Annotated in this window: 24 protein-coding genes and 1 tRNA gene; 11 read left to right on the top strand and 14 right to left on the bottom strand. The window is 70.6% G+C overall.

What is annotated here, in order from left to right; translation table 11 throughout:
* Window positions 1–85: 85 nt before the first annotated feature.
* Window positions 86–553, bottom strand: coding sequence for an NUDIX hydrolase (locus OG447_RS14180; protein ID WP_266936846.1), 468 nt, complete (start codon window positions 551–553; stop codon window positions 86–88).
* Window positions 554–571: 18 nt separating this feature from the next.
* Here OG447_RS14180 and OG447_RS14175 point away from each other — a divergent pair, with 18 nt between their 5' ends.
* Genes OG447_RS14175 through OG447_RS14165 form a run of 3 tightly spaced genes read left to right on the top strand, consistent with a single transcriptional unit; the run spans window position 572 to window position 2,722 of the window.
* On the top strand, window positions 572–1,351 hold the full coding sequence (locus tag OG447_RS14175; protein WP_266936845.1) for a GntR family transcriptional regulator: 780 nt from the start codon (window positions 572–574) through the stop codon (window positions 1,349–1,351).
* Between the two features lie 49 nt (window positions 1,352–1,400).
* Complete coding sequence (locus OG447_RS14170) at window positions 1,401–1,568, top strand: helix-turn-helix domain-containing protein (protein ID WP_266936844.1); 168 nt, start codon at window positions 1,401–1,403, stop codon at window positions 1,566–1,568.
* Complete coding sequence (locus OG447_RS14165; RefSeq protein WP_266936843.1) at window positions 1,568–2,722, top strand: site-specific integrase; 1,155 nt, start codon at window positions 1,568–1,570, stop codon at window positions 2,720–2,722. The genes OG447_RS14170 and OG447_RS14165 overlap by 1 nt, the downstream gene beginning before the upstream one ends.
* Window positions 2,723–2,790: 68 nt before the next feature.
* Here OG447_RS14165 and OG447_RS14160 read toward each other — a convergent pair.
* Window positions 2,791–2,865, bottom strand: a tRNA-Val gene (locus OG447_RS14160).
* 55 nt (window positions 2,866–2,920) lie between these two features.
* Here OG447_RS14160 and OG447_RS14155 point away from each other — a divergent pair.
* The 3 genes from OG447_RS14155 to OG447_RS14145 all read left to right on the top strand — a co-directional run bounded on the left by OG447_RS14155 (window position 2,921) and on the right by OG447_RS14145 (window position 5,272).
* A complete protein-coding gene (locus OG447_RS14155; protein WP_266936842.1) occupies window positions 2,921–4,216 on the top strand; it encodes a hypothetical protein in 1,296 nt (431 codons plus the stop codon).
* A gap of 110 nt (window positions 4,217–4,326) precedes the next feature.
* Window positions 4,327–5,043, top strand: a complete 717-nt coding sequence (locus tag OG447_RS14150; RefSeq protein ID WP_266936841.1) for a DUF4383 domain-containing protein — start codon at window positions 4,327–4,329, stop codon at window positions 5,041–5,043.
* A gap of 10 nt (window positions 5,044–5,053) precedes the next feature.
* Entirely contained in the window at window positions 5,054–5,272 is a 219-nt protein-coding gene (locus OG447_RS14145; RefSeq protein ID WP_266936840.1) for a zinc ribbon domain-containing protein, read from the top strand.
* 80 nt (window positions 5,273–5,352) lie between these two features.
* Here the strand turns inward: OG447_RS14145 and OG447_RS14140 are convergent, their stop codons facing one another.
* Genes OG447_RS14140 through OG447_RS14125 form a run of 4 tightly spaced genes read right to left on the bottom strand, consistent with a single transcriptional unit; the run spans window position 5,353 to window position 10,515 of the window.
* Window positions 5,353–6,012, bottom strand: a complete 660-nt coding sequence (locus tag OG447_RS14140) for an O-methyltransferase (protein WP_266936839.1) — start codon at window positions 6,010–6,012, stop codon at window positions 5,353–5,355.
* Window positions 6,009–6,839: an HAD family hydrolase gene (locus OG447_RS14135; protein ID WP_266936838.1), complete on the bottom strand. Its 831-nt coding sequence runs from the start codon at window positions 6,837–6,839 to the stop codon at window positions 6,009–6,011. Before OG447_RS14135 ends, OG447_RS14140 begins: the two co-directional genes overlap by 4 nt.
* Complete coding sequence (locus tag OG447_RS14130) at window positions 6,836–9,310, bottom strand: phosphoribosyltransferase (RefSeq protein WP_266938868.1); 2,475 nt, start codon at window positions 9,308–9,310, stop codon at window positions 6,836–6,838. The genes OG447_RS14135 and OG447_RS14130 overlap by 4 nt, the downstream gene beginning before the upstream one ends.
* 38 nt (window positions 9,311–9,348) lie before the next feature.
* Window positions 9,349–10,515 carry an HpcH/HpaI aldolase/citrate lyase family protein gene (locus tag OG447_RS14125; RefSeq protein ID WP_266936837.1) on the bottom strand — a complete coding sequence of 389 codons (1,167 nt, stop codon included), beginning with the start codon at window positions 10,513–10,515 and terminating at the stop codon, window positions 9,349–9,351.
* Window positions 10,516–10,709: 194 nt separating this feature from the next.
* Here OG447_RS14125 and OG447_RS14120 point away from each other — a divergent pair, with 194 nt between their 5' ends.
* Complete coding sequence (locus OG447_RS14120; protein ID WP_266936836.1) at window positions 10,710–11,492, top strand: TerD family protein; 783 nt, start codon at window positions 10,710–10,712, stop codon at window positions 11,490–11,492.
* Between the two features lie 76 nt (window positions 11,493–11,568).
* Here the strand turns inward: OG447_RS14120 and OG447_RS14115 are convergent, their stop codons facing one another.
* The 6 genes from OG447_RS14115 to OG447_RS14090 form a co-directional block, all read right to left on the bottom strand.
* Entirely contained in the window at window positions 11,569–12,309 is a 741-nt protein-coding gene (locus OG447_RS14115) for a Tellurium resistance (RefSeq protein WP_266936835.1), read from the bottom strand.
* A gap of 123 nt (window positions 12,310–12,432) precedes the next feature.
* Window positions 12,433–13,548: a DUF475 domain-containing protein gene (locus OG447_RS14110; protein ID WP_266936834.1), complete on the bottom strand. Its 1,116-nt coding sequence runs from the start codon at window positions 13,546–13,548 to the stop codon at window positions 12,433–12,435.
* 24 nt (window positions 13,549–13,572) lie between these two features.
* Complete coding sequence (locus OG447_RS14105) at window positions 13,573–14,148, bottom strand: TerD family protein (protein WP_266936833.1); 576 nt, start codon at window positions 14,146–14,148, stop codon at window positions 13,573–13,575.
* A 176-nt stretch (window positions 14,149–14,324) separates the two neighbouring features.
* Window positions 14,325–14,900, bottom strand: coding sequence for a TerD family protein (locus OG447_RS14100; RefSeq protein ID WP_266936832.1), 576 nt, complete (start codon window positions 14,898–14,900; stop codon window positions 14,325–14,327).
* Between the two features lie 117 nt (window positions 14,901–15,017).
* The gene (locus OG447_RS14095; protein WP_266936831.1) at window positions 15,018–15,476 is read right to left on the bottom strand and encodes a peroxiredoxin; all 459 of its coding nucleotides are present in this window, start codon (window positions 15,474–15,476) and stop codon (window positions 15,018–15,020) included.
* 156 nt (window positions 15,477–15,632) lie between these two features.
* Complete coding sequence (locus tag OG447_RS14090; RefSeq protein WP_266936830.1) at window positions 15,633–16,061, bottom strand: DUF3052 domain-containing protein; 429 nt, start codon at window positions 16,059–16,061, stop codon at window positions 15,633–15,635.
* 449 nt (window positions 16,062–16,510) lie between these two features.
* Between OG447_RS14090 and aceE the strand changes: the two genes are divergently transcribed.
* Window positions 16,511–19,243, top strand: a complete 2,733-nt coding sequence (gene aceE, locus OG447_RS14085; RefSeq protein WP_266936829.1) for a pyruvate dehydrogenase (acetyl-transferring), homodimeric type — start codon at window positions 16,511–16,513, stop codon at window positions 19,241–19,243.
* 150 nt (window positions 19,244–19,393) lie between these two features.
* Window positions 19,394–20,173 carry a potassium channel family protein gene (locus OG447_RS14080; protein ID WP_266936828.1) on the top strand — a complete coding sequence of 260 codons (780 nt, stop codon included), beginning with the start codon at window positions 19,394–19,396 and terminating at the stop codon, window positions 20,171–20,173.
* On the opposite strand, the gene OG447_RS14075 is transcribed toward OG447_RS14080, so the two are convergent.
* Together OG447_RS14075 and OG447_RS14070 are read right to left on the bottom strand one after the other, a co-directional pair.
* A complete protein-coding gene (locus OG447_RS14075; protein ID WP_266936827.1) occupies window positions 20,154–20,567 on the bottom strand; it encodes a peptidase inhibitor family I36 protein in 414 nt (137 codons plus the stop codon). The genes OG447_RS14080 and OG447_RS14075 overlap by 20 nt on opposite strands.
* Before the next feature lie 237 nt (window positions 20,568–20,804).
* Complete coding sequence (locus OG447_RS14070; RefSeq protein ID WP_266936826.1) at window positions 20,805–22,412, bottom strand: MFS transporter; 1,608 nt, start codon at window positions 22,410–22,412, stop codon at window positions 20,805–20,807.
* Window positions 22,413–22,578: 166 nt separating this feature from the next.
* On the opposite strand from OG447_RS14070, the gene OG447_RS14065 reads away from it, so the two are divergent.
* Both OG447_RS14065 and OG447_RS14060 read left to right on the top strand, forming a co-directional pair.
* Window positions 22,579–23,268, top strand: coding sequence for a TetR/AcrR family transcriptional regulator (locus tag OG447_RS14065; RefSeq protein ID WP_266936825.1), 690 nt, complete (start codon window positions 22,579–22,581; stop codon window positions 23,266–23,268).
* 433 nt (window positions 23,269–23,701) lie between these two features.
* Window positions 23,702–24,841 (top strand): alpha/beta hydrolase, encoded by a 1,140-nt coding sequence (locus OG447_RS14060; protein WP_323181831.1) that lies wholly within the window; start codon window positions 23,702–23,704, stop codon window positions 24,839–24,841.
* The last annotated feature ends 60 nt before the right edge of the window (window positions 24,842–24,901 follow it).

Raw genomic sequence — 24,901 nt, 5'->3', positions numbered from 1 at the left:
GGGCGGAGACAGGAGCGCAGGCCCGGGCGACGGGCGCGCTCGCCGCGCTGTGCGCGGCGGGTGCCTTGATGAAGTAGGGAAACTCTCACCGCACCGTGAGCAGCTGGCGCCCGTCATGGCTCCGGACGTGGGGCCCTTCCCCGTCCAGGGCATCCAGCAGTCGGATAGCGTAGACCTCGGACATCCGCTCGGACACCTCTTCGGGCGTGAGCCACTGGACCGCCGTGGTCTCGTCGGACGTGCGCTCGTCGCCGCCGGAAGGCTTGCACCGGAAGACCAGGGCGACGACGCCGACAACGATGTTCTTGTAGACCCCGGTCAGCTCGGCGACCTCGATCTGGACCCCGGTCTCCTCCAGGACCTCCCGCTGCACGCCCTCCTCCGGAGTCTCCTCCAGCTCCAGCACCCCGCCCGGCAGTTCCCACGTTCCGTTGTCCGCGCGCCGGATCGCCAGCAGCCGACCGTCATCCCGCACCACCACACCCGCTACGGATACGGAGTGGCGTGGCGTTGACCGGGTCGACGGGGCACTGTTACTCATGTACATGAGCATAGGAGGAAGCGAAGGACCATGGGAACAGCTGTAGGAGGTGGCAAGGCCGTACCGCGGTACTTGCAGATCGCCGAGGACATCGTCCAGCAGATCCGCGCCGGCGCCCTGAAGCCCGGCGATCAGGTACCGAGCGAAGCCGAGATGGTCGACCGTTACGGCGTCTCGGGCGGAACCATCCGCAAAGCCATGCTTGAGATCCGCGCCAGCGGTCTCGTCGACACACGGCACGGCAAGGGCTCGTACGTGAAGGCCCGTCCGCCGGTGCGCCACCAGTCCTCGGACCGCTTCCGGCGCTCACTCCGGCAGGGCGGCAAGGCCGCGTACCTCGCCGAGTCCGAGCAGTCCGGCGCGACCGCCAAGGTCAGCGTCATCTACATCGGGCCGACGGAGGCCCCCGAGGGCATCGCGGAACGGCTCGGCGTCGACGTCGGCACTCAGGTGCTCGCCCGGCGCCGCCTGTACTTCCGCAACGGCACCCCCGTGGAGACGGCGACGTCGTATCTGCCGTGGGACGTGGTGCGCGACATCCCGGAGCTCTTCGCCGCGAACCCCGGCGGGGGCGGCATCTACGCCCGCCTGGAGGAACACGGCCACGTCTTCGCCGAGTTCGTGGAGACGTTGCAGGCCCGGCCGGCCGCCAGGGCGGAGGCGTCGGAGCTGGCACTCAGCCCGGGCGCTCCAGTGGTTCATCTGCTGCGGAACGCCGTCACGGAGGAGGGTCGGGTCGTGGAGGTCTGCGACACCCTCATGGCCGCTGACCAGTTCGTCTTCGAGTTTCGGATCCCGGCCACAGACTGACGGTCGCTCAACTCCCCACAGCCCGCTACGAGTTTTCCTTCGTAGCGGGTTGACCACCGTGCCCGAGGTCATGCAGCGGCTCAAGCTCGGGCGGTCGACCGTCTACGACCTCATCCGGTCCCGGCGGCTCGTCTCCATCACCGTCGGCCGGGCTCGCCGTATCCCCGCCGACGCCGTCCGGGAGTTCATCGATTTCGAGATCGGAGAGGCTGCCTGATGGCCACCCAGCGCAAGCGCAACCCGAACGGCGCGGGCACCATCACCCAGCGCAAGGACGGCCGGTTCCAGGCTGCCGTGTACGTCCTCCAGCCCGATGGCACCCGAGCGCGGAAGTTCGCCTACGGCAAGACCTGGGCCGAGTGCGACGTGAAGCGCCGGGACCTGCTCGCCAAGGTCGACCAGGGCGTGCCCGTGCCGACGCGGTCCGCCAAGCTCTCCGAGTGGCTGCCGTACTGGCTGGACAACATCGTGAAGCCGCACCGCAAGCGCACGACCTTCGCCAAGTACGAGACGCATGTCCGGCTCTACCTGGTGCCGTTGCTCGGGTCGAAGCGGCTGGAATCGCTGGGCGTGGGTGACGTCCGGCGGGTCCTCGTGCAGCTGCAGAAGAAGACCAGCGCGGCAACCGCCAAGGAGTCGCACCGTGTGCTGCGAACCGCTCTCGCTGCTGCGGTCCGGGAGGAGCTGGTCACACGGAACGTGGCAACGCTCGTCGAGCCGCCCAAGGTTGAGGCGCGGGACCTGTCGCCCTGGAGCCTCCAGGAAACCTTGGACTTCCTCGCCGCCGGCCGTAAGGACCCGCTGTTCGCCGCCTTTGTCCTGGCCATCGCGCTCGGATTCCGGCGGGGCGAGATCGTGGGACTCCGGTGGGAGAACGTGGACCTCGACAGACGCGAGATCCGGGTCCGGACGCAGCGGCAGCGCGTTGGGGGCGAGGCCTACGAGGACGACCCCAAGGGACGGCGCCGTCGGCAGACCCTCCCCCTGCCCGGGATCTGCGTCGCTCCCCTGCGCTGGCAGCGGATGAAGCAGGCCGAGGCGCGGGCCAAGGCCGGAGACGCCTGGCAGGAGTCCGGGTACGTGTTCACCACCCGGACCGGTCGGCCCATCGAGCCGCGGAACGTCTACCGGTCCTTCACCCGCGTGGCCAAGGACGCTGGTCTCAGGGTCATTCGGCTGCACGACGCGCGGCACGGGACGGCCACTTTGTTGACCGCCGCCGGCGTACCGCCCCGGGTGGTGATGGAGATCCTCGGGCACAGTCAGATCGCCGTCACGATGAACGTGTACGCGCACGTCGTGCAGGAGACGCAGCGCGAGGCGATCGGGCACATGGACCGGCTGTTGAGGCAGCGTCCCGGCCGTTCCTGAGCGCTCCCGTTGATGTCATCTGGAGATGTAAAAGACCCCCCGCCATGATTGGCGGGGGGTCTTTTCACTGGTGGGCGTGGACGGTTTCGAACCGCCGACATCTGCTTTGTAAGAGCAGCGCTCTACCCCTGAGCTACACACCCGTGGATGAGTGGACAGCCTACATGCCGGGCCTACCCCCCACGCAAACCCGTTCCTGTGGGGGAGAATGGAGCGGGGCATGAGCGGACGCGGCACGGGAGAGGGATTGTGACGACGGCATCCCGGCGTTGGTTCGGTGGGCGGGACGAGAGTCGGCGGGCCGACGCGCAGGCGGCGAAGGATGCCGCGGCCGCGGCGTTCTACGAGCTGGACAGCGCGCAGCGGGATCTGCGGATCTCGGTCGAGACCATCGCCGCGGCGGACGGGTCTCCCGCCGCGCGGCAGGCGGGCGAGGGGTTCACCGCGCTGGGGCAGCGCATCGACCAGGTCAGTCACGTGTACATCGAGGCGGTCGACGCGCACGATCTGGACCGTCCGGAGCTGCAGGCCTCGGTCGCCGCGCGGGCCACGCAGGAGCTGACCCGGGCGCGGGAGGAGCTGGTACGGGTCAAGGCGGAGCTGGACCGGTTCGCGCAGGGGTTGCAGCCGCTGCTGGACAAGGCGGAGACGCAGCTCGCGCGGGTGGCTCCGGCGCGGGAGCGGGCCAGGGCGGCGCTGCTGGCGGCGAGTGACGCGCTGGACGGGGTGCGGGCCCAGGGGATGCGGGCCGATGACCTGGCCGTGCGGTTGGCCCGGCTCGGGCCCGAGCTGACGCTGCTCAACCAGGGGGCCGCGCTCCACGGGGTGCAGGCGACGGTGCAGCGCGCCGACCGGATCCTGCGGGACGCGGAGGCGATACGGGCCGAGGCCGCGCGGCTGCCGGAGCGGGCAGCGGAGATCGACCGGCGACTGGTGAGTCTGCGGACGCGCGCGCAGGCGCTGCGCAATCGGGCGGACCGGGTGGATCCGGTCCTCAGCGAGCTGCGCCGGCGGTTCAGCGCGGCCTGCTGGCAGGACCTTCAGCAGGTCCCGGACGAGGCGGTACGGGACGTCGCGCGGGCCGAGGAGCAGCTGCGGGAGGCGGCCGGGGCGCGGGAGGAGCAGCGCTGGGCCGACGTAGGGGCGCTGATCGAGGCGGTCCGGGCTTCGCTGGACGCCACCGACGAGGCGGTGTCGGCGGCGCAGGACCGGCTGACGCGGCTGGAGGCGGTGGCGCGGGATCCGCAGGCGGAGGTGGACCGGACCCGGTTCGCGATCCGGGATGCGCAGCGGCTGGCGATGGCGGGCCGCAGTGTGCCCGATCCGCGGCACGCGGGTCCGCTGGACGCGGCGGTGGCGCGGGTGGGCCGGGCCCTGGCGGCGCTGGAGGGGCGGCATCCGGACTACTGGCACTTCCTGCAGGAGATGGAGGAGGTCCGGGTGGCGGTGGGCCGGGTGGTGGCGGACATACGGGACCAGCGCGCCGTCGGTTAGGACGAGGACCTGAACCGAAGAACCGGCCCTGGACGAGTGGGTCCGGGGTTGTCCTGGGGTGTGCGCGGGCGGATGCTGGAGGTTCCGGGAACGGAGCAGAGGAGGGCACTATGGCTGCCCACACTTTCCACAAGCCTCGTGCGCCCCGCGCACCCCAGGCACCCCCTGTGCCGCATGAGTCTTACGCGCCTCATGCCGTGTACGGGTGCCACGAGCCCCATGAGCACTACGCGCCGTACATGGCCCATGAGCCTTACCCGTCCCACGAACCACCACCGGTCTCGCAGAGATTGCTGCGCCGCGTCCTGCATCCCGTCAACGCCCGGCTCGACAATCATCTGCCCACCGATCACCGGCTGAGCACGGTCTACCGGGTCGGCGCCGGCCTGACCGGGCTGCTGCTGGTCGCCTTCGGCATCCTGGGGCTCATCGACCGGATCGGGTTCTTCGACACGGGTGGGGACACGGTGCTCGCGCTGAACACCAACGGCGCGCTGAGTGTCCTGTCGATCTGCATCGGCGCCCTGCTGTTCACCGGGATGGTGATCGGCGGGACCTTCGCTTCGACCCTGAACATCGCGCTGGGTCTGCTGTTCATCGCGAGCGGGTTCGTGAACCTCGCGCTGCTGGACACGAGCCTGAACTTCCTGGCCTTCAAGATCCAGAACGTGCTGTTCAGTTTCGTCGTCGGCGTGATGCTGATGTGGTTCGGCATGTACGGGCGGGTGGGCAGCGCCCTGCCCCACGACAATCCGTACTGGCGTGCCCGACACCCGGACCAGGCGGCCCGTGAGCAACGCACCCGCACGGCCGGGAGAACGTTCTAGTCTTAGCCGCATGCCTCGATACGAATACCGCTGCCGGACCTGCGACGACACCTTTGAGGTCAGCCGGCCGATGGCCGAGTCCTCCGCGCCCGCCGACTGCCCCGCGGGCCACGCCGACACCGTCAAGCTGCTGTCGGCCGTGGCCGTCGGCGGGAGCAGCGGCGCGCCCGCGCCCGCCATGGGCGGCGGGGGCGGGGGCGGCTGCTGTGGTGGTGGCGGCTGCGGCTGAGGCTGAGGCTGTACCGGTCCCGACCGGTCCCGACCAGGCAGGACCGGTCGGGACCGGGCAGGACGCGACGGACGAACCCGTCAGCGCTTGCGCGACAGGGTGAGGCCGTCCGAGATCGCCAGCAGGACGGAGTCCGTCCTGGGGTCCGCCGCGACGTGTTCGTTGAAGGCGCGGACCCCCGCCGCCGAGCCGGTGGCCGACTCGTCGAGGACCGTGCCGTGGTACAGGGTGTTGTCCGTGACGATCAGGCCGCCCGTGCGCAGCCTGGGCACGAGTTCCTCCCAGTACGCGATCTGGTTCTCCTTGTCCGCGTCCAGGTAGGCCAGGTCGACGTGGGGTTCTGCGGGCATCGCCCGGAGGGTTTCCAGCGCCGGGGCGATGCGCAGGTCGATGCGGTCGGCGACGCCCGCCGCCTCCCAGGCCTGCCGCCCGTACGCCGTCCACTCCTCGGAGACGTCGCAGGCGATGAGGCGGCCGTCGGCGGGCAGCGCCTGGGCCATCGACAGGGTGGAGAAGCCGGTGAAGGTGCCGACTTCCACGATGTGGCGTGCGCCGGTCAGCCGGACCAGGAACGCCAGCAGCGGGCCCTGCTCCTCCGCCGACTGCATGCCGGCGACGTCCGGGAACTTCTCGTAGGTGGTCGCCACCAGCCCCCGCTGGACCTCGTCCAGCGGGGGGTTGTGGTCGAGCATGTACTGGTACAGCTCGTCGGTGATCTTGGTGCTGTTGCCCTTGGTCATGCGCCCAGTGTGCCGAGCCGGGCGGCTTCCCCGGTGAATGCGCGGACGATTTCCTCGCCGGCGAGGACGCCCGCCGTCGGCAGGGCCGTCACCGTCGGGGCCGTCCAGCCCGCTTCGGCCAGTTCGCCGTGGCCGGGGCGCCAGGCCGCGTCCGCGGCGAGGAGCAGGTCGGCGTCCAGCAGGGAGTCGCCCGCGGCGAGGGTGGTGGTGGCTCCCGTACGGCGGGCCACCTCGTACATCGCCGCGCTCTTGGTGAGCGGGCGCGGGACCGCGTAGATCTTGCGGCCCTGGAGGGAGACGGTCCAGCCGCGGGCCTCGGACCAGCGCGTCAGGGACTTGAGCCATTCCTCGGGGACCAGGTCGCGTTCGACGACCAGGTAGGCGAAGAGGTCCTCCGCCAGGCGCGCCTTGCGCAGCCAGGCGGGGTCCGCCGTCGCCAGCAGGTGGGCGTGCACCTCCTCCAGCGGGGCGCACTCCTCGGCGAGGCGGGCGGCGACCTGCCGGCGCCAGTCCCGGTCGGGGACCCCGTCGACCAGCAGCTGGCCGCCGTTGGCGCAGATCGCGTAGCGGGCCGGGCGGCCGGGGAAGCTGATCCGCTGGTACTGCTTGCGGGTCCGCGTCGTCGTCGGGACGAAGACCACCGACGGGTCGGCCGTCAGCTCCGCCAGCAGGCCGGCCGCCGTCTCCGTCATGAAGGACAGCGGCTTGCTCTCGTGGACCTCGACGCACAGCAGCCGGGGGGCCACCGGGTCCGGCATGGTCAGGGCGAGGGCGGCCGACGAGTAGATGAGCGTACGGTCGAGGTCGCTGGCTATCAGGACAGTCACTTCGAGGACACAGCCTTTCCGTCGGCGCCGGTGGCGCCGCGCGTGAAACGGGGGTGGATGAGTCCGACGCAGGTGTAGGGCAGCCCGTCGACCTCTTCCACTGGGACGCCGCGCTGCTCGGCGAGCAGGCGTACGTGGTCCAGGTCGGCCCCGGCTCCCCGCTGGGCGAGGATCTTCCACGGCACCCGGCGCAGCAGGACCCGGGTGGTCTCGCCGACGCCGGGCTTGACCAGGTTCACGTCGTGGATGCCGTACTCCTCGCTGATGCGTTCCACCGCCGCCCAGCCTTCCCAGGTGGGCGTGCGGTCGGCCGCCAGCAGCTCCTTGACCTCGTCGTCGACGGCTTCGGCCACGTCGTCGAAGTGGGCGGCGACGGTGGCGACGAAGTCGACGGAGACGTCGGCCCCGGCGAGCTCGCGGTAGAACTTCGCGCCGTGGAAGTCGGCGGGTCCGACGAGGTCGGACCTCAGAACCGTACGCGAGATGAGTCCGGATACGGTGGAATTGAGACAGGCGGAGGGGATGAGGAAGTCCTCGCGGGTGCCGTACGTCGACACGCAGGAGCCGGGGTCGGCGAGGACGACGATCTCCGGGTCGAAGCCGGGGAACTCGCCGAGCGCGGCCTTCAGCTCGCGGGTGATGGCGCCCTTGCCGGTCCAGCCGTCGACGAAGACGATGTCGGCCGGGTCGTGGTGGGCGGCCAGCCAGCGCAGGGCGTTGGCGTCGATGCCGCGGCCGCGCACGATGGAGACGGCGTAGTGCGGCAGGTCGAGGCCGTGCCGGGCGGCGGCCCAGCGGCGCATGAGCACGCCGACGGGGGTTCCGGCGCGGGCCAGGGAGACCAGGACGGGGGACGGGGAGCGTTCGGCCAGGACGGTCTCGGTGACCGTGCCGACGGCCCGGGCTATGCGGGCCGCGGAGGCGGCCAGGGCACTGCGGTAGAGCTCCTGGTACTGCGGGGACGGCTGGTACTCGACGGGCAGCGATTCGGCGTAGTGGGCGCCGCCCGCCTGGATCGCCTCCTCGCGCTCTTCGGTGGGGGCCTCCAGCTCGACGTCGGAGAAGTCCTGGAGCAGCCAGCCGACGTCCTCGGGGGCGTACGAGGAGAAGGCGGGGCCGCGCAGGGGCTCGGTCATGATCGGCTCCCGCCGGTCGGGTACGTCGGGTACGTAGGAAGGTATGACGGCCAGCAGGACGCGGCCGGTGTGCGGGGCAAGGCCCGCGAGGAGTCCGGCGCGCAGCTCGGGGGTGTCACCGGCGGAGTCGACGACGGCGACGACGGCGTCGAAACCGGCGCCCGCGACGTTGTACGCGTACCGGTCGCCGGGGCCGTCGGCGGGCGCGTCGTGGGCGGGGAAGACGAGCCGGGTGCGGATGGCGTAGCCGGGGTCGTCCACGGCGAGCACGGGCGAGCGGGTGGTGGTGGAGAACCGGACCTCGCGGGCCGCGCCGGTCTCCTCCAGGGCCTTGGCGAGGCGCAGCGGGGCGTACATCAGCTCTTCGTTGCCGAGGACGAGGACGCGGCCGGGGTCGTAGCCGAGCGCGGCCGATATCCGGCCCGTCATCTCGGGCACGGCGCTGTCCAGGGCCGAGCGGTGGGCCGGGGTGAAGCCGTGGCGGCCGCCGTCCGGCACTGCGGCCGGCCAGGCGAGCGGGATGCGGGTGATCGGCTGCGGGCCGTCTGCCGGGGCTCCGCGCCTCAAACGCCGGCGGGGCTGAGTGTCCCCGGCCTCGGGCTGGTCCTCCTCGTACTCCGCGACCAGGGCCTGGCCCTTGGCCAGGATGCCCTCGGGGAGGTGGACCGTGCCGGAGGCCAGGGCTATGAGGTCGACGCGGGCGCCGATCTCGGCGGCGAAGGCGGTGAGCCGGTCACGGTCGGCCGCGGAGCGCATGTCGACGAGGGCGACGACCACGTAGTGCGGGCGGGGGTGGCGGCCGTGGAGGTCGCGGATGGTGTTCAGGACGGTGCTGCCGGTGGAGAACTCGTCGTCGACGAGGACCAGCGGGCCGCTGCCGGCGAGCAGCGCGGGGTCCTCGGGCAGCAGCAGGTGCGAGGTGGCGTGCGAGTGGGACTCCTCGAAGCCGCCCGCGGGCTCCACGCCCGGCACCGGCCGGCGGGTGGAGTGCAGGTAGGGGGCGTATCCCAGGCCGTCGGCGACGCAGTGGCCGAGCCCGGTGGCGGTCTCGGCGTAGCCGAGGACCACCGCGGAGGCGGCCTGGTTGCCGAGCAGCGCCCGGACCCGTTCGCCGAGGCCGTATCCGGCGGCGTACACGGTCCGCGGGGACTGCGGGACGTGCTTGCCCAGGACCTGCGAGACGAGCAGGTGCGCCCGCTTGGGGTTGCGCCGCAGCGCCAGCCCGAGCAGGTCCGCGAGCCGCGGTGAGCCCGGCTCGCGGACCTCCTCGGCGGCCTCCTCCAGGCGCACGCCCAGCCGGTCCGCGACCCAGGTTCCCGACCACACTGCTTCGATCGTCTTGCCTTTCCTCGTCGGTTTCGTCAACGGCCCGCTCAGACCTGGAGCCCGGCCGTCAGGAGGTCGACGAAGCCGACCTCCTCCTTCGCCACACCGAAGACCTCGGCGCGCAGCATGGTGCGCTCGGCCCAGGCCCGGTGGGGCTTCACCTCGTTCATCTTGTTCGTGTAGACGGAACGCATCACTCCGCCGCCGCCGCGCTCGGGGCGCAGGATGTCCTGGGCGTCACTGAACTCCTCGTGGGAGACCACCGACAGCGCGTGGACGGGGGTGACGTGCGCGGGGTGGATGCAGGTCTTGCCGAGCAGGCCGTTGGCCCGGTCGAGTTCGATCTCGCGCAGCAGCCCGTCGAGGTCGTGCTCGATCAGCGCGGTGCGCAGTTCCTCCACGCCCTCCTCCAGGAAGGGGCTGCGGCGCAGCTGGGGCTTGAAGAGGCGCTGCTGGCTGCGGAAGTACTCCCACACCGGGCCGGTGACGGTGAAGCCGGTGCCGTCGGCGCGGCTGAGGACGTTGACGACGTCCGCGATCACTCCGGCCACGATCTGGACGTCGTAGGCGGTCATGTCGGGGGTGCGCCGCAGGCCGTAGGCGGAGCAGAAGTCGGTCACGCCGAGGCGCAGGGCCAGGACCCGCTCGCGGTACGCGTTGACCGTGCGCGAGATTCCGGCGAGGGCTTCGACGCGGGTTTCGAGGTGGAGGAGCTCGGGGGTCTCCAGGACGGGCATGGCATACAGGCGGTCGTGGCCTCCGGCCGCCTCCGCCTGGGCCACGGCGTCGAGGAAGGCGGTGCCGCGGCTCTCCGTGAACTTGGGGAGTACGAATCCGGCCAGTCGGCGCGCGGATCCGCCGAGGCGGTGCACGAGGTCGGGTATCTGCTCGGGCGTGCGGACCCGGATGAACAGCAGCGGGAGCTCCGCGGTGTCCGCGTCGAGCTCGGCGAACTGCCGGACGAGGTTGTCCTCGGCTCCGGTGACATCGCCGTCGCTGATGGAATCCTCCAGGCAGAGGACCATGGAGACCACCCCGCGGCCGGCCTGCTTGCGGACGTCGGCGGCGAGCTGCGGGCGGGTGGCCGGGCTGTAGAGCGTGGCGCCCAGCGCGGCGGCGAGGATGCGGGCCGGTGAGGCGGAGGTGAACTCGGCCGGTTCCTGGTGGAAGAGGTCCTTACGGACGGTGGGCGATATGTGCCCAAAGTGACGCATGTGCTTCCCCCGTACTGCCTCGGCGGCCCAACTGGCGTGGCCGGTAATAGTACGTACGAACGTGAGTCAAGAATTCCTCAAGCACATGAAGTTCAGGTAACCCTCTTGCACCATGCCCAGGTCTCGCGTTCGATACAAGGCCCTACGGGGGGCCGCATTGTCCCGCTCCACCCCGGGAGGGCAGGATGACGGGCATGACGCACGCGATGCAGAAGGGCTCGAACATCCCGGTGACCGCCGTGGCGGTCCGGGCGGTGCTGCGCTGGACCGACGGCCCCGACGTACCGGACGTGGACGCGTCCGCGCTGCTCGTGGGCCCGGACGGGCGAGTGCGGTCGGACGAGGACTTCGTCTTCTACAACCAGCCCCGGCACCCCTCGGGAGCCGTCTGGCGCCTGGGCAAGAAGCAGCTCGGCGACGGCATCACCGACGCCGTCCAGGCCGACCTGCGCGCCGTGACCCCGATGGTGGACCGGATCCTGGTGGTCGCCTCCGCCGAGGACGTCCCCTTCGAGCACGTGCGCGACCTGCGGATCCTGCTCTACGACGCCACCCCGACCGGCGGCTCCGAACCGCTGGCCTACTTCGACGTACGGCCCGAGACCGGCGCCGAGACGGCGCTGATCTGCGGGGAGCTGTACCGCAGGGGCGAGGGGTGGAAGTTCCGCGCGCTGGGCGAGGGCTACTCCGACGGCCTGGTGGGGCTGGCGACCGACCACGGCATCTCGGTCGACGAGAACGCCCCGGACGCCTCCGCCGAACCCGCCGCGAGCCCGACGGCCGGGCCCACCGCCGAGCAGACGGCCGCGATGGCCCCGCCGACGCCCCGGACCCCGGCGCCGCCCACCCAGGCCCCGCCGGCCGCCCAGCCCGCCTACGGGTACCCGCAGCCGGTGTCCCCGGCCCCGGTTCCCGGTCCGGGCGGCGACCCGGCCTTCCGGCTGCCGGTGCAGGGCCCCCAGTTCATCCGCCGCTGAGCCGGGGCCGGCGGCCCGCACCGCGCCGGGCGGGCCGCCGGGGCGGAGCCGGCCGCCGGGGCCGGGGGCGCGGCCGTCAGGCCTTGGTGCTCTTGTAGCCCCGCCCCCACTGGAGCCCCCAGCCGTACAGCCGGTCCAGCTCGGCCTGGAACCCGTAGACGAACTTCACCTCGCGCCGCACGACGAGCTCGCCCTTGACCTTCTCCAGGGAGACCACCGCGCAGGAGCGGGCCTGCGGGTGCCGCTCGTCCAGCGGGATCTCGATCCGCGGCCCGGTGACCGGGTAGAGGGTCACCATGGCGTGCGTCCGGTCGAAGGCCGGGGTCTGGTCGTAGATGTAGACGAAGACCAGCAGACGCTTGATCTCCTCCGCGTGGTCGAGATTGACGTACAGGGTCTCCCCCGACGCCGAGCCGAACCGGTCGTCCCCGCTGAGCTTGACGAACGGCGGGTCGTTGAGGTCGCCCAGCAGGTTCCCCAGCGGCTGCACGGCGCCGCGGGTGCCGTCGGTCAGCTCGTACAGACAGCCCATGTCGAGGTCGACGTTGACCATGCCCTGGGTGTGCGCCTGCACCATGTCGGGCTTGAACAGTTTGAACGGATGCCGGAAGAGCTGGCCGCTCTGGCCGGAGCGGCCGCTGATGTCCGATGTGCGCATGCGCCAGGACAGGTTCACGCGCAGATTGCCGTGGACCGCCCCCTGTTTGCTGAGCGACACCGTCGGATGCCGTTTGGTCAGCTCGATCGCGTTCGACGAGGCGCTGCCCGACTGGAACTGCACGGCGCGGCTGCCCAAGATGCCGTCGAAGAAACCCATCCCCTGCCCCCCTGAACCCCTGATCACCCGTGCCCCTGCACGCGTACGGAAGCGGGGCGGCCCACCGGGTCCGTGGACCCCGTACGCCGCCCCGCAATGAAGCGTTCCGCATTACCGCCGCGGTCATGCCTCGGCGGAGGCACCCTCCAGTTCGAGGCGCTTGTTGCGGCGCACCGAGGACCAGAAGGACCAGGCGATCAGCAGGACACCGACGAGGCCGGTGATGAACTCGTTGATCTGGTACTGGATGGTGACGAGCAGGATCACGGCGAGCGCGCCGATGGCGTAGTGCGCGCCGTGCTCCAGGTAGACGTAGTCGTCGAGGGTGCCCTGGCGGACCAGGTAGACCGTCAGCGACCGGACGTACATGGCACCGATGCCGAGGCCGAGGGCCATGAGCACGATGTCGTTGGTGATGGCGAAGGCGCCGATGACCCCGTCGAAGGAGAACGAGGCGTCGAGGACTTCGAGGTAGAGGAACATGAAGAAGGCGGCCTTGCCGGCCATGGCGACGGCCGAGACGGGCTTGCCGCTCTTCTTCGCTTCCTCCTCGGCCTCGTGTTCGGCCTCCTCCTCTTCCTCCAGCTTGTTCTCGAAGTAGCCGGAGAGGCCGCCGACGACCATGTAGGTGATCAGGCCGAGGACGCCGGAGATCAGGACGGTCTGCGCCTTGTCCACGTGCACGCCGCCGTGCTGGTGGGCGTTGGCGCCGACGGTCATCGAGGCGACGACCAGGACGATCAGCGCGATGCACGCGGACAGCATGTCGATCTTGCCGAGCTTGGCCAGCGGACGCTCCAGCCAGCCGAGCCACTTGATGTCACGGTCCTCGAAGATGAAGTCGAGGAAGATCATGAGCAGGAAGATGCCACCGAAGGCGGCGATGGACGGGTGGGCGTCCGTGACCAGCTGCTCGTACATCTCCTTGTCGGAGAGGGCCAGGTCCACGGCCTCGATGGGCCCGATCTTGGCGCTGATCGCGACAATCACGACGGGGAAGACCAGTCGCATGCCGAACACGGCGATGAGGACACCGATGGTGAGGAAGATCTTCTGCCAGAAGGCATTCATCTTCTTCAGGATTCCGGCGTTGACCACCGCGTTGTCGAAAGACAGCGAGATCTCGAGGACCGACAGGATCGCCACGATCCCGAAGGCTGTCCACCCCCCGTAGAACACCGCTGCGACCAGACCGAGCGCAGTGACTGCGAACGACCAGCCGAAGGTTTTGAGAACCACTGGCACCCCATCGTTTGTACGGCTTTACGAAACGTTGACCCCGAAGTCTAGAGCGATGCCCCGGAGGCCCGACGCGTACCCCTGCCCCACCGCGCGGAACTTCCATTCGCCCCCGTACCGGTAGACCTCGCCGAAGATCATCGCGGTCTCGCTGGACGCGTCCTCGGAAAGGTCGTATCGGGCCAGCTCCTGGCCGTCGGCCTGGTTCACCACGCGGATGAAGGCATTGCTGACCTGGCCGAAGCTCTGGCGGCGGCTGTCCGCCTCGTGGATCGAGACCGGGAAGACGATCTTGTCGACGCGCTCCGGCACCTTGCTGAGGTCGATGATGATCGACTCGTCGTCACCGTCACCCTCGCCGGTGAGGTTGTCTCCCGTGTGTTCGACGGAGCCCTCGGGGCTCTTCAGGTTGTTGTAGAAGACGAAGTACTCGTCCCCGAGCACCCGGCCGCTGTTGCACAGCAGCGCGCTGGCATCGAGGTCGAAGTCGGCCCCCGTGGTCGAGCGCGCGTCCCATCCGAGGCCGATCAGAACCCGGGTGAGGTTCGGTGCGGCCTTGGAGAGGGAGACATTGCCCCCCTTGGCGAGTGTGACGCCCATGATGTGGTCCTCCCCGGACGACGGTGTGGCTGGAGCGGGTGGAGCGGGTGAACGTTCGGAACGCGTGGTCCCGACGGCGTGATGCCGGTGGAGCGGGCGGAGCGTGTGAAGCGGGTAAAGCCGGTCCGGCGCCGTACACACAGTGCACGGCGCCGGACGGGTGAACTGCTCTCGGCTCAGACGTTGACGCCGAAGTCCTGCGCGATGCCGCGCAGACCGGAGGCGTAGCCCTGGCCGATGGCGCGGAACTTCCACTCCGCACCGTTGCGGTACAGCTCGCCGAAGACCATGGCGGTCTCCGTCGAGGCGTCCTCGGAGAGGTCGTAGCGGGCGAGCTCGGTGTTGTCGGCCTGGTTCAGGACGCGGATGTACGCGTTGCGGACCTGGCCGAAGCTCTGCTGGCGGCTCTCGGCCTCGTAGATCGAGACCGGGAAGACGATCTTGGCGACATCGGCCGGGACGCCGGCGAGGTTGACCTTGATGGCCTCGTCGTCGCCCTCGCCCTCACCGGTGGTGTTGTCACCGGTGTGCTCGACGGAGCCGTCCGGGCTCTTCAGGTTGTTGAAGAACACGAAGTTCGCATCGCTGGCGACCTTGCCCTGGTCGTTGGTCAGGATCGCGCTGGCGTCGAGGTCGAAGTCGACACCGGTGGTGGTGCGAGCGTCCCAGCCCAGACCGACGATGACCGCCGTCAGGTTAGGCGCGGCCTTGGTCAGCGAGACGTTGCCGCCCTTGCTGAGGCTGACTCCCACGGGTCCTCCATTGGTATGTGTGTGGGGCGGGGCCCCGTCATGCGGTTGCTACAGGATCAACGGTTCGATCCTAGTGACGGGTTCCCGCCTGTAAACGGTTTTCGGGCGGATCTGCGCTCAGAGGCTGTCGAGTGCCTTGATGTACTCGTTCAGGTCACGCGCGTCGGGCAGCCCGTTGACGACAGTCCATCGCACGATGCCGTCCTTGTCGATGATGAAGGTGCCGCGGACCGCGCAGCCCTTGTCCTCGTCGAAGACCCCGTACGCGCGCGAGGTCTCCCCGTGCGGCCAGAAGTCCGACAGCAGCGGGTAGTCCAGGTCCTCCTGCTCCCCGAAGACCCGCAGGGTCGGCACGGAGTCGTTGGAGACCGCGAGGAGCTGGACTTCCGCGTTCTGGAAGCGCGGCAGCTGGTCGCGCAGCTCGCACAGCTCGCCGGTGCAGACGCCGGTGAAGGCGAACGGGTAGAAGAGCAGCACGACGGCCTTCTCCCCCCGGAAGTCGGAGAGCCGCACGGTGGCGCCGTGGTTGTCCTTGAGCTCGAAGTCCGGGGCCTTGCTGCCGACCTCGATCGCCATCTCTCGCTTCCCTTCGGTTCCTGCATTCCTGCGTTGGGCTGTTCGGGTGAGACAGCCCAGGTGACCCGGCCAAGCCTAGGTCGTATGAACGCGCACACCCCGCCGACCGGGGTCGACGGGGTGTGCATGCCTGTCCGCTCGGCTGCGGGGCGCGGCTCAGCGCTTGGACTTGACGGCGGCCTTGGGCTTCGCCAGCTTGGTGGCGGCCCATTCCTTGCCGACGGGGGCGCCCTTGGCCAGCGAGAGACCGGCGGTCTCCGCAGACTCCTGGATGTCGCTGGCCTCGACGTAGCCGGGGCGGCCCGTCTTGGGGGTCAGCAGCAGGATCAGTGCGCCGTCCTCGATCAGCTCGGTGGCATCGACCAGTGTGTCCGCCAGATCGCCGTCGTCCTCTCGGAACCACAGCAGTACGGCGTCGGCGACGTCGTCGTAGTCCTCGTCGACGACTTCGCCGACGAGATCCTCAACGACCTCACGGAATTTCTGATCGACGTCGTCGTCGTAGCCGATCTCCTGGACCACCTGTTCGGACTGGAAACCCAGCCGGGCGGCCAGGTTCTCCGCGTGGTCCGCGGTCGCGCTCACGGGGTGCCTCCTGCTCTTGTTCGGTGAATGTCTTCGGCGGCGCGCGTACGCGCAGCATTGGACGTAGTCCACACGGGCGCGGCGGATCGCGCAAGTACCCGGCCGCCGAGACCGTCGAAACGGTGACGATTGCGGCCGTCTCGCCGCAACTTTCAGCCTCCCCGCGCACGCCCCTGGTGATTCATCCCACACCATTCCCACTCATTGGACATCCCTTGAGGACTTTCCTACCTGTTTGAGGGACGAACGGCCTTACGAAATGGTTGACCGACTTGGGCGTAAGGTGGCGATTTGGGCGTACCCCTGCTCGTCCCCCCTTCCGGGCTCCCCGCCGACTCCAGGGATTACCCAGTGGTAAAGGTGACGATTGGGGGCGAGCGTAAGACCATGGGAGGCGGCGCCCCACAGATACGACTTCAGCACGACTCCCCCGACAGCGAAGGAACAGCGTGGCTTCCGCATCCGATCGCAATCCGATCATCATTGGCGGCCTGCCGAGTCAGGTCCCGGACTTCGATCCGGAGGAGACGCAGGAGTGGCTCGACTCCCTGGACGCCGCAGTCGACGAGCGGGGCCGTGAACGCGCCCGCTACCTGATGCTGCGGCTGATCGAGCGGGCCCGTGAGAAGCGCGTGGCCGTGCCCGAGATGCGCAGCACGGACTACGTCAACACGATCGCCACGAAGGACGAGCCCTTCTTCCCCGGCAACGAGGAGATCGAGCGCAAGGTCCTCAACGCCACCCGGTGGAACGCGGCCGTCATGGTCTCGCGCGCCCAGCGCCCCGGCATCGGCGTGGGCGGCCACATCGCCACGTTCGCCTCCTCCGCCTCCCTCTACGACGTGGGCTTCAACCACTTCTTCCGGGGCAAGGACGAGGGCGACGGCGGCGACCAGATCTTCTTCCAGGGGCACGCCTCCCCCGGTATCTACGCCCGCGCCTACCTCCTGGACCGGCTCTCCGAGCAGCAGCTCGACGCGTTCCGCCAGGAGAAGTCGAAGGCCCCGTACGGCCTTTCCAGCTACCCGCACCCGCGGCTGATGCCGGACTTCTGGGAGTTCCCGACCGTCTCGATGGGCCTCGGTCCGCTCGGCGCGATCTACCAGGCGCGGATGAACCGGTACATGGAGGCGCGCGGGATCGCGGACACCTCCAGGTCCCACGTCTGGGCGTACCTCGGCGACGGCGAGATGGACGAGCCGGAGTCGCTCGGCCAGCTGTCGATCGCCGCCCGCGAGGGCCTGGACAACCTGACCTTCGTCGTCAACTGCAACCTGCAGCGCCTCGACGGCCCGGTGCGCGGCAACGGCAAGATCATCCAGGAGCTGGAGTCGCAGTTCCGAGGTGCCGGCTGGAACGTCATCAAGCTGATCTGGGACCGCTCCTGGGACCCGCTGCTGGCGCAGGACCGCGACGGCATCCTGGTCAACAAGATGAACACCACGCCGGACGGGCAGTTCCAGACGTACGCCACCGAGTCGGGCGCGTACATCCGTGAGCACTTCTTCGGGGACGACCAGCGGCTGCGCGCGATGGTCGAGAACATGACCGACTACCAGATCCAGCACCTGGGCCGCGGCGGTCACGACCACAAGAAGGTGTACGCGGCGTACGCGGCGGCCAAGGCCCACAAGGGCCAGCCGACGGTGATCCTGGCGCAGACGGTCAAGGGCTGGACGCTCGGCCCGAACTTCGAGGGCCGCAACGCCACGCACCAGATGAAGAAGCTGACGGTCGACGACCTCAAGCGCTTCCGCGACCGCCTGCACATCCCGATCACCGACGCCCAGCTGGAGGGCGGCGCTCCGCCGTACTACCACCCGGGCCGCAATTCCCCCGAGATCCAGTACATGCACGACCAGCGCAACGCGCACGGCGGTTACGTGCCGACCCGTGTGGTGCGCGCGAAGCCGTTGCAGCTGCCGGGCGACGCGGCGTACGCGGCGGCGAAGAAGGGTTCGGGGCAGCAGTCGATCGCCACGACTATGGCATTCGTCCGCATCCTGAAGGACCTGATGCGGGACAAGGAGATCGGCAAGCGGTTCGTGCTGATCGCGCCGGACGAGTACCGCACGTTCGGTATGGACGCGTTCTTCCCGAGCGCCAAGATCTACAACCCGCTGGGCCAGCAGTACGAGGCGGTCGACCGCGACCTGCTGCTCGCGTACAAGGAGTCGCCGACCGGCCAGATGCTGCACGACGGCATCTCGGAGGCGGGCTGCACCGCCTCGCTGATCGCCGCGGGTTCGGCGTACGCCACGCACGGCGAGCCGCTGATCCCGGTGTACGTCTTCTACTCGATGTTCGGTTTCCAGCGCACCGGTGACCAGTTCTGGCAGATGGCCGACCAGCTGGCGCGCGGTTTCGTCCTCGGCGCGACCGCCGGGCGGACCACCCTCACGGGTGAGGGCCTCCAGCACGCGGACGGACACTCCCAGCTGCTGGCGTCGACGAACCCGGGCTGCGTCGCGTACGACCCGGCCTACGGGTACGAGATCGCGCACATCGTCCGGGACGGTCTGCGCCGGATGTACGGTCCGCAGGCGGAGGACGTCTTCTACTACCTGACCGTCTACAACGAGCCGATCCAGCACCCGGCCGAGCCGGCGGACGTGGACGTGGACGGGATCCTCAAGGGCATCCACCGGGTGTCCACGGGCACCTCGGGCACCATCGGGGCGCAGCTGCTGGCCTCGGGCGTGGCGGTGCCGTGGGCGCTGGAGGCGCAGCGCATCCTGGCCGCGGACTGGAACGTGCGGGCGGACGTCTGGTCGGCGACCTCCTGGAACGAGCTGCGGCGCGAGGCCGTCGAGGTGGAGGAGCACAACCTGCTCCACCCGGAGGAGGAGCAGCGCGTCCCGTACGTGACGCGCAGGCTCTCGGGTGCGGAGGGTCCGTTCGTGGCGGTCTCCGACTGGATGCGGGCGGTGCCGGACCAGATCTCGCGGTGGGTGCCCGGCTCGTACACCTCGCTGGGCGCGGACGGCTTCGGCTTCGCGGACACGCGCGGTGCGGCCCGGCGCTTCTTCCACATCGACGCCCAGTCGGTGGTGCTGGCGACGCTCACCGAGCTCGCCAAGGAGGGGAAGATCGACCGTTCGGTGCTCAAGCAGGCCATCGACCGGTACCAGCTGCTCGACGTGAGCGCGGCGGACCCGGGCGCGGCGGGCGGCGACGCGTAACGCCTGCGGCGGGCCGGACGGATGACGGCGGCGGCCCACTCCGGTGGGGACGGCCGCCTGAGGCGGGCCGCCGCCCGTCCTGACGCATGAGGTGACCCCTGGCACGGCCGGGGGTCACCTTCATTTTATCCGTTCCTTACGATGCTCCGCATGAAGGAACCCTCCCGCCAGCTGCTCTGGGAGCGGCGGAGCCAGACCCCGCTGCTCGTCCTCGCCGTGTGCTTCGCCGTCGCGTACGCCGTGCCGATCGTCGTGCCCGACGCGAGTGCGTGGGTGCACCGGGCGTGCACCTACGCGGAGTGGGTGGTGTGGGGGGCCTTCGCCCTCGACTACCTGGTGCGGCTGGGTCTCGCGGCGGACCGTCGGCAGTTCGTACGGACGCACTGGCTGGACCTGTGCGCCGTGGTGCTGCCGCTGGTGCAGCCGCTGCGGCTGCTGCGGCTGGTGTCGACGCTGCTGCTGGTGGGCCGGCGGGCCCGGATGGCGCCCCAGGTGCGGCTGACGACCTATGTGGCCGGGGCCGTGGTGGGGCTGCTGATGTTCGGCTCGCTGGCGGTGCTGAGCGTGGAGCGGGACGCCCCCGACGGGAACATCAAGAACCTGGGCGACGCCGTGTGGTGGTCCTTCACCACGATGACGACGGTCGGGTACGGCGACCACTCCCCCACCACCGGTCTGGGCCGGGTGCTGGCCGTCGGCCTGATGCTGTCGGGGATCGCCCTGCTGGGTGTGGTCACCGCGAACATCGCGGCCTGGTTCATCGCCCGCTTCGAGCGCGACGACCAGGTGGAGCGGCTCCAGCTGGCCGCCATCCGGGAGCTCCAGGAGGAGGTCCGGGCGCTGCGCGGCGAGGTCGCCCGGCTGGGCGGCGGTCAGGCCGACCGGCCGGGCGCCCCGGCGCCACGCGGGACTACCGCTCCCACACCTTGAACGCCCGTACCTGGTAGGGCGACTGGGGCAGCCAGACCCCGTCGCCCGGGTAGGTCTGGAACTCGCCGGTCTCGGCGCATTCCGCCGACTGGTACGTGGTGACCGGGCGGCCGGTGCGGTTGGTGAGCGACTGGGCGCTGGTGCCGGCGGGCAGGGCGGTGCAGCTGTTGATGTCCAGGGTGCTCAGCTCGTGGGTCTGCCGGGCGCCCTTGAACTCCGGCTTCGCCCACAGGCACAACTGCCCGGTCGCGCAGGCGCCGAGGGTGGGCGGGCCCGCGGCGTGTGCGTGGGTGGCGGTACTCGGGATGAGGGCGGTGAGCGCCAGCACGGTCGCGGCCAGGACGGTGGTGACGCGGGTGGTGTTCGGGGTGGGCGTGGTGTGACACGTACGCATGACGGGTCAACTCCTTGTGGACGAAGGGCGCCGCGGACGGTTCCGGAGCGCCGACGACACCACGCTGACCTGCGGCGACGGGCGGGCGGAAGGGGCTTCGGCCGGGTCCACCCTGATAGGCGACAGCCCCGCCGGAACCGTCCGGCGGGGCTGTCGTACGTACGGAGTTGACGCCTCCGCGGGGCTTCCGGCGGGCGTGGGCCCGGCCCTGGACGGGTGAGTCCGAGGCGGCAGGGCTCAGACGTGGGCCGCGCCCGCGCCCGCGGCGGCGTTCTCCCCGCGCTTGGTGAAGCAGGCCACGACGGCGGCGAGGACCGCGACCGTGCCCGCGACGGTGAAGGCTGTGCTCATGCCGGAGACGAAGGTGTCGTGGGCGACCTTGCCGATCGCCTGCGCGACCTCCGCGGGGGCCTCCGGCGGAACGGGGGCGATGCCCACCTGGACCCCCTTCTCGGCGAGCTCCTGCTGCTCGGGGGCGAGCGGGGGCAGCTGGGCCGCCCGCCAGTTGTCCCCGAACGAGCTGCTGACCGTGCCGGCCATGACCGCGCCGAGGACCGCGGTGCCCAGGCTGCCGCCGACCTGCATCGCGGCCTGCTGGAGTCCGCCGGCCACGCCGGAGAGCTCCAGCGGGGCGTTGCCGACGATGACCTCGGTGGCACCGACCATGACGGGCGCGAGGCCGAGGCCGAGGAGGGCGAACCAGAGGGACATGGTGAGGGTGCCGGTGCCGGGGGTGAGCTGCGCCATCCCGAAGCAGGCGGCGGCGGTGGCGACCATTCCGGCGACGAGCGGGATCCGCGGTCCGACCTTGGTGATCGCGGCGCCGGCCAGCGGCGAGCCGATGATCATCATGCCGGTCAGCGGCAGCAGGTGCAGGCCGCTGTCGACGGGGCTCATGCCGTGCACGTTCTGCAGGTAGAAGGTGACGAAGAACAGGCCGCCCATGAAGGCGAAGGCCATGAGCACCATCAGCACGGTGCCCGCGGACAGCGGCAGCGAGCGGAACATGCCGAGCGGGATCAGCGGTTCGGCGACCCTGCTCTCCCAGAAGGTGAAGAGACCGAAGCAGAGCACGGCGGCGGCCAGGAAGAAGAGGGTCTTGGAGTCGCCCCAGCCCCACTCCGCGGCCTTGATCAGTGCCCAGATCAGCGAGAACATCGCGCCGGACAGGAGCACGATGCCGAGGAGGTCGAAGGAGCGCGGGGCGTTCTCGGCCCGGTGGTCGACCAGGATGAACAGGCCGAAGAGCAGCGCGACGATGCCCACGGGCACGTTGATGAAGAAGACGGACTGCCAGCTGACGTGCTCGACGAGCAGGCCGCCGACGATGGGCCCGGCGGCGGTGGAGGCGCCGATGACCATGCCCCAGATGCCGATGGCCATGTTGAGCTTCTCGGCGGGGAAGGTGGCGCGCAGCAGGCCGAGGGCGGCGGGCATCAGCAGCGCGCCGAACAGGCCCTGCGCGACGCGGAAGCCGATGACGAGCTCGACGCCTTCGGACAGGCCGATCGCCGCGGAGGACACGGCGAAGCCGGCGATGCCGATGAGGAAGGTCTGGCGGTGGCCGAAGCGGTCGCCGAGCTTGCCCGCGGTGATCAGGGAGACCGCGAGGGCCAGCAGGTAGCCGTTGGTGATCCACTGCACCTCGGCGAGCGAGGCGCCGAGGTCCTTCTGGATGGCGGGGTTGGCGACGGCGACGATCGTGCCGTCCAGGGTGACCATCATGACGCCGATCGCGACGGCGAAGAGGGTCAGCCAGGGGTGCCCGCGCAGTCCGTTCCGGGCGGCGGCCGGGCCTGGCTCCTTGGCGGGTACCTGATCGTCGACAGTGATCTGACTAGTCATGCGCACAGGCTAGTGACAGCGACTGACACTTCACAGACGGGTGAACAGGACAGTCACTGTCACGTCGGTCACAGGTACCCTGACCGCTCACTCAGCGTCAGATCGGCCTCGGAGCCGGACCCTGCTCCGGATGCGGAGCGGCAACCTCAGGAAGGACCCCACGGTGATGACCGACGAGCGGCCGGCGGAGGGCCGGGCGACCGGACTGCGCGAACGCAAGAAGCGGCGCACCCGGGACGCCCTGCTGCGCGCCGCCCTGCTCCTGTTCATCTCCCAGGGGTACGAGCAGACCACCGTCGACGAGATCACCGACGCCGTGAACGTCTCCCAGCGCACCTTCTTCCGCTACTTCGCCAACAAGGAGGAGGTCGCCTTCGCCGTCCAGGAACTGGTCGAGTCCCACTTCTTCGCCGAGCTCGGCTCCCGGCCGGCCGCCGAGGGCCCGCTGGAGGCGATGCGCAACGCCGTGCTCGCCGCCTGGGACACCGTCGAGGAGGCCATCTCCGAGGTGGTGCCCGTCGACCTCTACATGCGCAGCTACCAGCTCATCGAGTCGACCCCGGCCCTGCTGGCCGTGCACCTGCGCCGCTCCACCGAGCTGGAGGAGCGGATCGCCCGGCTGATCGCGGCCCGGGAGGGCCTCGACGTGGACAGTGACCCCCGGCCGCGGGTGGCCGTCGCCGCCTTCTCCGGGGTGATGCGCGTCACCGGACGGCTCTGGGGGCAGGGCGAGGACGCGAGCGTGGACGCGATCCGCCGGATGACCGAGGCGTACATGGACCAGATCGGCCCGGCGCTGGCGGAGGACTGGAGCCGTACGCCTGCCGCGGGCCCGGCCCGGAACCACCCGGCCTGACCCCGGCCTTGGCCCGCCCGCCCGCCTCGCCGGCGTTTGAGGCGCGACCGAAGCCGAACCAGCCTCGCCGGCGTTTGAGGCATGACCGAAGCCGAACCAGCCTCGCCGGCGTTTGAGGCGCGGGGTCTGGGGCGGAGCCCCGGGAAACCCGGTTCCGCCGGACACCGGGCTCTGCCCGGACCCGCGCCTCAAACGCCGGCGAGGCTGAGGATGGCTCCGCGATGTTGGGTTCGGCTCCGCGAGGCCGGGTTCGGCTCCGCCGGAGCCGGCGGCCGGCCGTGAGGCGTGTCACCCGGCGTGCCGTCAGGCCGGGAGGTCTCCTACGCTGGTCCCAGTGAACCTGCCCGGCCCTGCCCTCCCCCCCGCTCCCGAAGCCGTCCCGCGACACCCCGCCGCCCTGCGCACCCTGCTCGCGCTCGCGGTGGTCTTCGTCATGCTGGCGACCACCGGCTGGACCGCCGTGCACCGCCCCGAGGCCGGCACCCCCCTGCGCGCCGCCGCCCTCACCGCCTGGGCCTCGGCCCGGATCAACGGCCGCCCGGTACCGCCCGCCGACGCCCCCGTGCGTACGGTGGCCCGCTTCTTCGCCGGACTCGACGGCGCCCAGCGGGCCCGCCTCGCCGACGGCTACCCGTTCGTCGTGGGCAACCTGGAGGGGACCCCCGTGTCCACCCGCTACCGGGCCAACCTGCACGGCCTGGAGCAGGCCGGCCTGATCGAGGACGCCCGCAGCCGGGACGTCGCGCTGACCCCGGCCGACCGCTCCATGGCGTCCCGCCGCGCCCACCGCTTCGCGTCCCTCGCCGAGCCCGGCCGGCAGATCCTCGCCTTCGACCCCACCGGCGGCGGCCTCGTCGCCGAGGTCTTCGGCGACCTCGAACGGGCCCACCGGGTCTCGGTGATCGTCCCCGGCGTCGACACCGACCTCATCACCTTCGAGCGCACCCAGCGCCGTTTCACCGCCCCCGTCGGCATGGCCCGGTCCCTGTACGAGGCCCAGCGCGCGGCCTCGCCGGACGCCCGGACCGCGGTCATCGCCTGGGCCGGCTACACCGCGCCCACCGGGGTGGGCATGGACGCGGCCACCGGCCGGATGGCCGTCGAGGGCGCCGCCCGGCTGAGGTCGCTGGCCGTATCCCTGCCCGGGGACTCGCGCGTGGCGCTGTTCTGCCACAGCTACGGCTCGGTGGTGTGCGGGGTCGCCGCGCACGAGCTGCCGGACCGGGTCACGGACCTGGCGGTGGCGGGCAGCCCCGGCATGCGCGCGGAGAGCGCCGACGACCTGGGCACCTCGGCCCGGGTGTGGGCGATGCGCGACGAGGGTGACTGGATCGAGGACGTACCGCACCTGGAGGTCGGCGGGCTGGGCCACGGCGCGGATCCGGTGTCCCCGGAGTTCGGCGCGCGGCTGCTGTCCTCGGCCGGCGCCAAGAGCCACACCGGCTATTTCGCGCCAGGCACCGGCGCGCTGGACAACCTCGCCAAGATCGGAACCGGCGCATTCGGTTCCGTGGTCTGCGCGGACGCGGAGGACACCTGCCGCCGTGGAATCTCCGGCACAGCAGGGAACTGACGCGCGTAGAGACCCGGAAACGGGCACCGCAGCGAGGGGGACGCACGGGGCCACCGCCGT

The sequence above is a fragment of the Streptomyces sp. NBC_01408 genome (genome assembly GCF_026340255.1).
Lineage (GTDB): Bacteria > Actinomycetota > Actinomycetes > Streptomycetales > Streptomycetaceae > Streptomyces.
This window is presented reverse-complemented; position numbering and strand designations above follow the sequence as displayed.